At 76.8% G+C, this 5,899-nt stretch carries 6 protein-coding genes; all 6 read right to left on the bottom strand.

Translation table 11 applies throughout. The features are described 5' to 3' along the window. Nucleotides 1-1,965 (bottom strand): phenylalanine--tRNA ligase subunit beta (gene pheT / locus AB6N23_RS16860; RefSeq protein ID WP_412867142.1); only part of this gene is annotated, 1,965 nt, incomplete at its 3' end. 1 nt (nucleotide 1,966) lies between these two features. Then, nucleotides 1,967-3,034: a phenylalanine--tRNA ligase subunit alpha gene (gene pheS / locus AB6N23_RS16855; RefSeq protein ID WP_412867141.1), complete on the bottom strand. Its 1,068-nt coding sequence runs from the start codon at nucleotides 3,032-3,034 to the stop codon at nucleotides 1,967-1,969. 340 nt (nucleotides 3,035-3,374) lie between these two features. Beyond that, a complete protein-coding gene (gene thpR, locus AB6N23_RS16850; RefSeq protein WP_412867140.1) occupies nucleotides 3,375-4,016 on the bottom strand; it encodes an RNA 2',3'-cyclic phosphodiesterase in 642 nt (213 codons plus the stop codon). Between the two features lie 56 nt (nucleotides 4,017-4,072). Continuing rightward, nucleotides 4,073-4,903: a TrmH family RNA methyltransferase gene (locus tag AB6N23_RS16845; RefSeq protein WP_412867139.1), complete on the bottom strand. Its 831-nt coding sequence runs from the start codon at nucleotides 4,901-4,903 to the stop codon at nucleotides 4,073-4,075. Nucleotides 4,904-5,055: 152 nt separating this feature from the next. Next, on the bottom strand, nucleotides 5,056-5,439 hold the full coding sequence (rplT, locus tag AB6N23_RS16840) for a 50S ribosomal protein L20 (RefSeq protein WP_136520305.1): 384 nt from the start codon (nucleotides 5,437-5,439) through the stop codon (nucleotides 5,056-5,058). Nucleotides 5,440-5,505: 66 nt separating this feature from the next. Further along, nucleotides 5,506-5,700, bottom strand: a complete 195-nt coding sequence (gene rpmI, locus AB6N23_RS16835) for a 50S ribosomal protein L35 (protein ID WP_046528208.1) — start codon at nucleotides 5,698-5,700, stop codon at nucleotides 5,506-5,508. Nucleotides 5,701-5,899 lie beyond the last annotated feature (199 nt).

The following is a 5,899-nucleotide window of genomic DNA, read 5'->3' as shown; positions in this document are numbered from 1 at the left end:
CGGCTGCGGCGGCACGGCCGCCTCGATGGCCGCCAGCTCGCCGTCGGACGGACGCGCCCCGCCGGGCAGCCGCGGCGCGACGCCGGGCCCCGCGACGGGCAGCGTCACGAGCCCGACCTCGAACACCGCGAGGTCGGCCGTGCCCCGGCTGACGTTGCGCCGGGCGGTGTCCAGCAGCGTGACCAGCAGGTCGGTGCGCATCAGCGGCTCGGAGTCGGCGAGCGGGTTGACCAGCCGCACGGCCCGGCGGCGCTCGTCGTCGGCGGGCAGCCCGAGCGCCTCGACCTGCGCCGTCCCGACGAACGGGTAGCTCAGCACCTCGACGGGACCGGCCGCGGCGAGCGCGTCCGCGACCGCCCGGCGCGCGCGCTGGCCGCGCGTCAGCCCGCGGCCCGTGGGCGCCGGCGGGACGACGGAGGGGATCGCGTCGTAGCCGCGCAGGCGCGCGACCTCCTCGACCAGGTCGACACCCGTCTGCAGGTCCGGCCGCCACGTCGGCACGTGGACCGTCCACGAGACGCGGGCCCCGTCCTCGCCGGACAGGTCGCCGGCCGGCACCTCGACCGTGCACCCGATCGCCTCGAGCGTGGTGCGCACCTCGTCGGCCGTGTACGGCACGCCGACGAGCCGCGCCGGATGCGTCGGGTCGAACGTGACGGGCGCCGGCGGCGTGGTCGTGTCGACGTCCGTCAGCGCGTCCTCGACGGTGCCGCCGCCGTGCTGCACGAGCAGCGCGGCGGCCCGGGCCGCGGCGACGCGCGGCAGCCGGGGGTCGACGCCCCGCTCGAACCGCTTGGACGCCTCGGACGACAGGCGGTGCCGCCGCGACGAGCGGGCGACCGACACCGGGTCGAAGTGCGCCGCCTCGAGCAGCAGGTCCGTGGTGCCCTCGCCGACCTCGGTCTCCGCGCCCCCCATGACGCCGGCGATGCCGAGGACGCGCGCGCCGCGGCCCCCGGCCGAGTCGGTGACGAGCAGGTCCTCGGGGTCGAGCGCACGGTCCGTGCCGTCGAGCGTGGTCAGCCGCTCCCCCGGCTCGGCGCGCCGCACGACGACGGGCGCGGTGAGCGTCGCGAGGTCGTAGGCGTGCATCGGCTGGCCGAGGTCGAGCATCACGTAGTTCGTCACGTCGACCGCGAGGCTGATCGGACGCATGCCGGCTCGCGTGAGGCGCTGCTGCATCCACGCCGGCGACGGGCCGTGCGCGGCGACGCCCCGCACGACCTGCGCGACGAAGCGGTCCGCGCCCGGCACGCCGTGCACGGGACGGGCGTCGTCCACCTCGACCGCGAACCCGGCGGGGCGCACGGCCTCGTCGTCGCCCGTCGGCAGGCCCGGGTCGGTGAAGGCCGCGCCGGTGGAGTGGCCGTACTCGCGGGCGACGCCCCGCATCGAGAAGCAGTAGCCCCGGTCCGGGGTCACGTTGATCTCGAGGACCTCCTCGCCCAGGCCCAGCAGGGCGAGGGCGTCGGTGCCGGGGGCGGTGACGTCCGCGCCGTACCCGAGGCGCTCGAGCACGATGATGCCCTCGTGGTCCTCGCCGAGGCCCAGCTCGCGCGCGGAGCAGATCATGCCGTCGGACACGTGCCCGTACGTCTTGCGCGCCGAGATGGGGAACGGCCCGGGCAGGACGGCGCCGGGCAGCGCGACGACGACGCGGTCGCCCGCGGCGAAGTTGTGCGCGCCGCAGACGATGCCGCGCGGGACCGTCGGCTCGCCGTCCGCGTCGAGGTCGTTGTGCGCGCCGACGTCGACGTGGCACCAGTTGATCGTCTTGCCGTTCTTCTGCGGCTCGGGCGTCAGGTCGACGACCTGCCCGACGACGACGGGCCCGGTGACGCCCGACGTGTGGACGGCCTCCTCCTCGAGCCCGACGCGCACCAGGTCGGCGGCGAGCTGCTCGGCGGTGAGGCCGGCGGGCAGGGCGACGTGCTCACCCAGCCAGCCCAGCGGGATGCGCGGCATCTCAGACCACCGCCCGGAACTGCGTGGAGAAGCGGACGTCGCCCTCGACCATGTCGCGCATGTCCGCGATGCCGTGGCGCAGCATGAGCGTGCGCTCGATGCCCATGCCGAACGCGAACCCGGAGTAGCGCTCCGGGTCGACGCCGCAGGCGCGCAGCACGTTCGGGTTGACCATCCCGCACCCTCCCCACTCGATCCAGCCGGGTCCGCCCTTCTTCTGGGGGAACCACAGGTCCATCTCCGCGCTCGGCTCCGTGAACGGGAAGAACGACGGCCGCAGGCGCGTGCGCGCCTCCGGCCCGAACATCGCCCGCGCGAAGTGGTCGAGCGTCCCCTTGAGGTGCGCCATCGTCAGGCCCTCGTCGATCGCGAGGCCCTCGACCTGGTGGAACACCGGCGTGTGCGTCGCGTCGAGCGCGTCCGTGCGGAACACCTTGCCGGGGCACGCGATGTACACGGGAACGCCCCGCTCCAGCAGGGTCCGCGCCTGCACCGGCGACGTGTGCGTGCGCAGCACGAGGCCGGACGCGTCCGCGGGCACGTCCGGGTCCTGCGGCGCCACGAAGAACGTGTCCTGCATCTGGCGCGCGGGGTGGTCGACACCGAAGTTGAGCGCGTCGAAGTTGAACCACTCGGCCTCGAGCTCGGGACCCTCGGCGATCTCCCAGCCCATCGCGACGAAGACGTCGGCGATGCGCTCGGACAGCGTCGTCAGCGGGTGCCGCGCACCCGCGGGCCGACGGTCGGCCGGCAGCGTGACGTCGACCGCCTCCTCGACGAGCACGCGGGCGTCGCGCTCCGCCTCCAGCTCGGTCGTGCGGGCGGCGACCGCGGCGTTGACGCGGCCGCGGGCCTGACCGAGCAGCTTGCCGGCGGTCGCCTTGTCGGCACCGGGCAGGCCGCCGATCGCGCGGTTCGCGCGCGCGAGCGCGCTCTGCTCGCCCGTGTGGGCGAGGCGCGCGGCCTTGAGGGCGTCGAGGTCGCCGGCGGCGGCGACGTCGGCGAGCGCGGCGTCGACCGCGGCGGCGACGCCCTCGGCGTCCAGCGGGGACAGGGGTGTGTCGGTCATCAGGACCTTCCAGGACGGTTCCGGGCGGCCTCCACCCGCGCGGGGCGAGGGGGCCGGCGGTCGCACCGGGCCGCTGCGGGCACGGGACGACCGGTCGGGCAGTCTAGTGGCGCCCGTCCCGGGGCCGGGGGCGGCGTCCGCGCGTCAGCGCCTCGACGACCACCGTGGGCGCGGCGTCAGCCGCGCGACCCGGGGACGGGCCCGGGAAATCGACGACCCCGCGGGACGGCCGGGCGGCCGGCGGCACGCGTGCGGGTCGAGGACATGTCCGCCATCGTGCCACGTCGGGGCCTCCCGCCGCGGCTCGTCCGACAGCGGCTCCCGACGCCGTCGCCGCGGGTCACCCGCCGAGGGCGTGCTCGCGGACCGTCGTGTACAGCGGGCCGCCGCCGCGCCCCTCGCCGGGACGCGACTCGACGAGCGTGATCGCGTGCACCCACCACGCCGGACCGTCGTACACCGCGAGCGCCTGCGCGACCGCGTCGACCGGGTCCTGCGGGAGCACGTCGGGCGCCCGCTCGCCCGGCCCGCGGCCGCCGCGCACCTGCCCGCGCCGATGCGGCGGGCGTGACCCCGGCCGCGCGCGGCCGACGGTCAGGTGCGGCCGGTTGCGCGCCCGCTCGTCCGGCCGGGCGCCGACCGCGTCCCCGACGGCCCGCGCCCCCGCCGCGAGCCGCGTCATCGCCTCCACGTCGCCGCCCGTACCGACCCACAGGGTCCGGTGCGCGAACACCCCGGCCCCGCGCAGCGCCAGCTCGAACGGCGCCGTGCCGGCCGCCAGGTCGTCCAGGCCCGTCGCGAGGTCGTCGGCGAGCGCGTCGGGCACCGAGCCGTAGAAGGCGGCCGTGAGGTGCCAGGCCTCGCGGGCCGTCCAGCGCACCGCCTCGTCGCCGCCGGGGCCGCGGGGCCGTACGGCGGCGAGCGCGAGGTCGAGGTGGTCGAGGACGTCGGTCGGGGGCCACACCGCGGCGAACAGACGCATGCGGTCAGCCTGCCAGGTCGGTCGGGACGCCTGCGCCCGGACGCCCTGCGCGCACCTCAGCGCTGGGCGCGGGCCGACGCGAACAGGCACACGGCCGCGGCCGTCGCGAGGTTCAGCGACTCGGCGCGGCCCCGGATCGGCACCCGGACGACGGCGTCGGCGAGCGCCCGGTCCGCGTCGCTCATCCCCCACGCCTCGTTGCCGAACACCCACGCCGTCGGCGCGGCCAGGTCCGGCACGCCGGCGGGTGCGCGGCCGGCGACGTCGAGCAGGCCGTCGAGGTCGTGCTCGCCGCGGCCGTCCGCGGCCAGGACGGCGAGCCCCGCCGCGTGCAGGTCCGCGACCACCTCCGCCAGCTCGCCCCCGGTCGCGACGGGCAGGTGGAACAGGGAGCCGGCGGCGGAGCGCACGACCTTCGGGTTGTGCAGGTCGACGCTGGCGCCGGTCAGCACGACGCCGTCGGCGCCGGCGGCGTCGGCCGCGCGGACGACCGTGCCCGCGTTCCCCGGGTCGCGTACCTGTGCGAGCACGGCGACGAGCCGCGGTCCGCGCGCGAGGACGTCCGCGCGCGCCGGGACGACGGCCTCCACGACCGCGACGAGCTGCTGCGCGTCCGGGCTCATGGCGTCGAGGACGTCGGCCGTGCCGGTGCGCACGCGGACGCCGGCGCCGCGGGCGGCGTCCACGAGGTCCGCGTACCGGACGCCGGCGTCGGGGCCGACGTACAGCTCGCGGACCCGTGCGGGCACCTCGGCGACGGCCTCGCGCACCGACTGCGGCCCCTCAACGAGGAACGCGCCGGCGCGGCGCCGCACCGATCGCTGCGCGAGCGCGCGGACCTGCTTGACGCGCTCGGCGCGCGGGTTGGTCAGGGTCTCGTCGGACATCGGGACCATTGTGGTGCCTCGCCGCGTGCGGTCGGGACGCACGGCCGGGACGTGCACGGCCGCCGCAGACCCGCACACGCGTGGCTGCCGGGGAGACAGCACCGCCCCCGGCGCCACGGGGGCGACGGGGGCGGTGCGAGCGGTGCGGCGCCTCAGGCGGCGGCCGGCGCGTTGACGTCCTCGGGGAGGGCGTCCTTGGCGACCTGCACGAGGGCGGCGAAGGCGGCGGCGTCGTTGACGGCCAGGTCGGCCAGGACGCGACGGTCGACCTCGACACCCGCGGCCTTGAGGCCCTGGATGAGGCGGTTGTAGGTCAGGCCGTTCTCGCGCGACGCCGCGTTGATGCGCTGGATCCACAGCTTGCGGAAGTCGCCCTTGCGCGCCTTGCGGTCGCGGTAGGCGTAGACGAGGGAGTGGGTGACCTGCTCCTTCGCCTTGCGGTACAGGCGCGACCGCTGACCGCGGTAGCCGCTGGCCTTCTCGAGGGTCGAGCGGCGCTTCTTCTGGGCGTTGACCGCCCGCTTCACGCGTGCCACGTGATGCTCCTTGCTTGGGGTCCGGGGCCGGACGCTCCCCGCGGCGCCTCGTGGGCGCCGCCGGGGTCAGCGGCCGAGCAGCTTCTTGATCTTCGGGGTGTCGGCGGGCGAGACGACGACGTCACCGGCGATGCGGCGGGTGCGACGGCTCGACTTGTGCTCCAGCAGGTGACGGCCGCCGGCCTGCTCGCGCATGACCTTGCCGGTGCCGGTGACCCGGAACCGCTTCTTGGCACCGGAGTGCGTCTTGTTCTTCGGCATGGCTGCCGTCTCTCCTTGTCGTTCGCATCGCACGGTCGTGCGACTCGGGGTCAGCGGGCGTCCTGGCGGACGCGCCGGGTGGGTCAGCTCGCGTCGTCGCCCGACGCCGCACCGCGCGGACCGGGCCGCGGGGCCGGCTTGGGCGCCGCACCCGGGCGCGGACCCGGACGAGCTCCCGCGGCGCATCCGCGCGCTCCAG

Origin of the sequence: Cellulomonas pasadenensis (assembly GCF_047229365.1) — a bacterium.
GTDB lineage: Bacteria > Actinomycetota > Actinomycetes > Actinomycetales > Cellulomonadaceae > Cellulomonas.
The sequence above is the reverse complement of the archived record's forward strand: the minus strand, read 5'-3'. Positions and strand labels throughout refer to the sequence as shown.